Annotated in this window: 2 protein-coding genes and 1 riboswitch; of the genes, one reads left to right on the top strand and one right to left on the bottom strand. The window is 51.7% G+C overall.

Going from position 1 to position 4,752, the window contains the following annotated elements; all coding sequences use genetic code 11:
• Positions 1-124: 124 nt before the first annotated feature.
• Positions 125-1,045 (bottom strand): carbohydrate kinase family protein, encoded by a 921-nt coding sequence (locus tag BN93_RS00025; protein WP_044259266.1) that lies wholly within the window; start codon positions 1,043-1,045, stop codon positions 125-127.
• Positions 1,046-1,349: 304 nt separating this feature from the next.
• Positions 1,350-1,536, top strand: a riboswitch (cobalamin riboswitch).
• A 171-nt stretch (positions 1,537-1,707) separates the two neighbouring features.
• Between BN93_RS00025 and BN93_RS00030 the strand changes: the two genes are divergently transcribed.
• Positions 1,708-4,752 (top strand): hypothetical protein (locus tag BN93_RS00030; RefSeq protein ID WP_019186298.1); only part of this gene is annotated, 3,045 nt, incomplete at its 3' end.

Raw genomic sequence — 4,752 nt, forward strand, 5'->3', positions numbered from 1 at the left:
AGCAATGCTAATCACGCCCCTCTCCCCATGGAGAGGGGTTGGGGGGTGAGGCTTTTTTCACTCCCCCCAGAGTGGTTGTTGTTGAGGCTTTTCACTCCCCCAGAGTGGCTGTTGGTGAGGCTTTTCACTCTGGTTTCCAACCTTTCGGCACATAGTTATCCGTTCCCTTGCAGCTTTCGGCCGAGAAAGCCAGGGCGTAGCTCATTATCTTGTTCCATTGTTCTTTGGTCAATCCGTCGATAAGGCGTTGCCTTGTAACGCCCAATTTCAGCATGCCGAAGATAAATCCGGCGTTGAAATTGTCGCCTGCCCCAATGGTGCTAACGGGCTGTGTGTTGCCAACGGCATAGCTTTCGCAAAAGCCGCCGTCGGCACGTAGCTGCACGGGGTTGGCTCCATCGGTGTAAACAAACCGCTTGCAATAGAAAGATACCTCGGCAGCGTACACCTTAGCAGGGTCGGACAGGCGATAAAGCACCTCGAAGTCTTCCCTGCTTCCGCGCACCACGTCGGCATACTCGTAGTTCTCCAGCAAATTGGGCGTTATGCGCATCACATCGGTTCGGTGGCCCGAACGGAAGTTCACGTCGTAGTAGATGATGGCCCCACGGTTGTGCGCATATTCTAGGAACGAAACCACTTGTGGCCGTGTGGCAGGACTAACGGCGTAGTAAGAACCGAACACAACGATGTCGTCGGCCTGCACGTCGGGGTAAGCAAACTCTGGATTGTTCTTCTTATTGTCGCGATAGAACAGGTATTCGGCATCGTTTCGCTCGTTCAAGAAGGCCAACGAGATGGGTGTTTGCCCCTCATCGCACTTCGTTACGTAATCGGCCTGCACGCCATTGTCTTTTAAGAAACTGATAACGTTGGTTCCAACGCGGTCGTTTCCTACGGCCGAGATGAATGTTGCGTCGGCTCCCACGCGCCCTAGCGATACGATAGTGTTGAAAACCGACCCCCCAGGCAAGGCTCCTATGGGCTGTTCGTGCTTGAAAACGATGTCTAACACCGTTTCACCTACTCCGATTACTTTCCGCATAACGCTGTGATAAATGTTCTTTTTTAGGGTTGATATTTAAACAATATGCAAATATCCGAATTTTTAATCAGACGGCAAAACAATTGTGTAATTTTTTGATTGGGCATGTGGGATGGGGCTAAAAATGGGCAAGTGGTTCGCATAACGCAAAGGGTTGGGGTGGGGCAATGCCGTTTGTTAGGGGGGTATGGCCTTGTATTTGGGTATGCGTGTTTTGGCGTATAAGTTGCTTGTGCTGTTTATGAGCATTGTTTGCCACATCCTAATTAGATTGGAGTTGGCAGCAAATGCGCATGTTTTTTCGTACCTTTGCATCAGCAACAGGTACGCCGAGTATGGCGTTTAAAAGGGAAACGGGTGAAAAACCCGTACAGTCTGGCTGCTGTGAGTTGCCCTTGGCGGCGTAAACAAAGGTCACTGAACACGGTGTTTGGGAAGACGTTTACTGCCTGGCAACAAGTCAGAATACCTGCCGTTGCACGCGTTCGTGTGGCCTCTTGGGTTAGGTTCGGCGCATTCGGCATGCTTTCGCTGGCGTGCTTTGTAGCATTTCATTTCGTTAAATCATGTATTTTCACTTTGTATCAGGTTAAAATCCCCTGTGCTTTCGCTGTGCGTGCAGCGCAAACAACATGTAAATCAACATTAACATCACCATAATTATGAAGCAAAACCAACTTTTTATGGTTCTTTGCGCCCTCTTTCTTTATGCCTTTTCGCCCCTTGTGGCTACGGCACAAAACAGAGAAGTGCGCATGGAACTTACGCCAAAATCCATTGATGTGGACGAAACGCCAATCGACTTTTACGACGATGGCGGACCCAATGGGCAGACTTCGCCCGAATTTAAGGACGGAAAAACAAGCAGCGTAACCTTTATTCCCAAGGTTACGGGCAAGAAAGTGCAAGTAGATTTCAAGCTGGTAGACATCTTCGAAGGCAGCATCAACAAGCAGTTTATCCGCGTTTACGATGGCACGGAGGTACGCGCCAACCGCCTTTTGGCTACCATCACCAAGGGCACTACGCTCATTGTGAAGGCCACCAACCCGCAAGGCGCACTCACAGTAGAGTTTGGTAGCACCACGGCTTTCCGTTCTAACGGGTTTAAAGCCGTGGTAAGTCTTTTCACTCCTCAACCGATGCGCTTTCGCGATGTAACCATTTCGCCCATGAAAGACGCCTCATTGACCGCTGGCGACAAGGCTCAACCGCTGTTGGGCTTTAATGTTCGCACAGAAAACACCGAACCTGCACTCACGCTTAACGGCTTAACACTCAAAGCTAGCGGACCAATAGCCGCCGTTCAGCTATATCAAAGCACATCGGCCACCGACTTTTCAACTGCTCATCACATAGCCGATGCCACCGTACAAAATGGCGAAGTGGTGCTAAACATAGCCGCTAAGCCTACACTTCGTTCGGGCGACAACTTCTTTTGGTTGGGTTGCGACGTGGCAGACGAGGCCGAAAACCATAACACGCTCGCCCTTTCGCTCGCTCAACTGGCACTTTCCGATGGTCAACATGCCCTCCCCGCACCACTCCCAACAGGCGAACGAGTGGTAGAAAATGTGGTTTATGCACTCGAAGGAACGCATCAAAGGCGTGTAAATGGCGAGTTGACGTTCCGTTCTAAAACCAATACGTACAACGATAATTACGAAGGCGGCGAGCGTGACCGCATTACCACCTTCACTCCGCTGCACGCCGGGCATGTGGTTCAGATAGATTTCTCTAAGTTTGATATTGTGTATTCGCCACGTACCGACGTCGGTGTGCGTGCCAAATTCGTTGTGTACGAAGGCAAAGGAACGACGGGGCGCAAGCTTTGGGAGCTTACTTCGCCCGCCGACAAACAGCGCGGACCCGGCCAAACGATACGTTCACAATCGCCCGATGGTGCATTAACCATCGTGTTCAACCCCAACGACAGCTACTATGCAGCCAAAGGTTTCGTAGCCAAAGTAAGCGAATACATCCCCAAAGCCATGTCGTTGGCTAGTGTAGACGTGCGCCAAGCATCTGCGGCAGCTGTTTCGCCGGGTGCTACACGCCAGCCCTTGCTGCTGATAAACCTGCATACCAAGGACAATTTGCAGCCCATAACGCTGAACAACCTGCAACTTAACCTCAAACAATCGTTGCCTGCAATGGCTGGTTTGCAACTTTTTGCACAACCTAAGAACACGCCCGATGCCGCTCCTAGCGGCAATCCGCTGGCTACCATCGCGCAAGCCGCTCTTAGTCAGCAACAAACCATGGCCCTATCTACTCCCCTTTCCCTTACCGAAGGCGACAACTGGCTGTTGCTTTGCGCCGATGTGGCCAACGATGCACAAGCCGGAAAACTGCTCGATGCGGCCTTAATGAAGGTTGAAACCTCGCTAGGCGAAACCGCCGTGCAACAAGGTGACCCCGATGGAGCGCGCCGTGTGGAATACGAACGCGCACTAGTAAAGGGCAATAACGGCCGTGTTGAGGTGGCCGACAACACCACATTGACACTATACGACGACGGCGGAAAAGACGAAAGTGAAAGTAAAGGCTTTGAGGGGCTAATTACTTTCGTGCCCAAAACCGCAGGAAGGCTCATCGCCATAAAGCCGACAACATGGAAGTTGGCTGCTGCCGACAGGCTAGAAGTGTACTTCGGAACGGAGAAAAAAGACAAGCCCGACCTCTCGTTTAGCCGCAACGACCATTTTGATAAGCTGCTTTCCACCTCTGCCGATGGTGCCATTACCCTGCGTTACACCACGGGCAAGTATGTTGCAGCCGAGGGTTTCGCCCTAGAAGTGAAGGCCATTACGCCGCAAAACATAGCCGTTAGCGGGGTGAAGACCCACGCCATCGCCCCTGAAAAGGTGTTTAAGGGACAAACAGACGTGCCTCTGCTGCACGTTGTTGTCGACGTTAAGGGCGAAAATGGCCAGCTAAACATCACCCAAATGCAAGCCCAAATGCAAGGCGATGCACCCACACATATATATAAGGTGTATGCAACTGGGCAAGACAATGCCTTTGCCACCACGCAAACATTCGCCGCCAACAACGGCAACAACGGCATTTTCGACGGCACTTACACCATCGAAAAAGAGGGCGAATACCATTTTTGGCTCGCGGCCGATGTGGAAAGCGCGGCGCAAGTAGGGCAAACGCTCATCGCATCGCTCACCCATATAACCGCCGCCAATGCCCAAGTTGCGCCCCAAACAGCTGAAATGGCTGCCGCCATCATTGCACAAGGCATCAGCGGAACGCTTAACGTAGGCCCAAACGCCACCTACAAAACCATCCAAGCGGCCGTAGATGCGCTGAAAGATGGGGTAGATGGGTCCGTTACCATCAGCATCGAAAGCGGCAAGTACAACCAGCGCGTCCTCATTCCGCACATACCTGGTCTGTCGCCTGTTAATACACTCACCATCAAAGCGGCCTCTGGCAAGCGCGGCGACGTGCATATCTTCCACAATAAGTTTGATAAAGGCGGTTACGACCCCGACCAAATGGCCAACGATTACGGCGTAGTTACCTTCGACGGAGCCGATTATACCACCTTGCAAGCCCTCGAAATAAGCACCGAAAGCCTTACTTATCCCAGCGTGATACACTTGCGTAACGAAAGCCGACACGTAACGATAGACAGCTGTTACGTGCATGCGCCCCAATCAACCAACATACAACAGAAGGTAACGCTGCTCAAC

This window comes from Prevotella conceptionensis 9403948, assembly GCF_000312305.1.
Classification (GTDB): Bacteria; Bacteroidota; Bacteroidia; order Bacteroidales; family Bacteroidaceae; genus Prevotella; species Prevotella conceptionensis.

Coding starts and splice junctions, on each gene's coding strand:
- BN93_RS00025 (WP_044259266.1), bottom strand. CDS start 1,045: ATGCGGAAAGTAATCGGAGTAGGTGAAACGGTGTTAGACATCGTTTTC.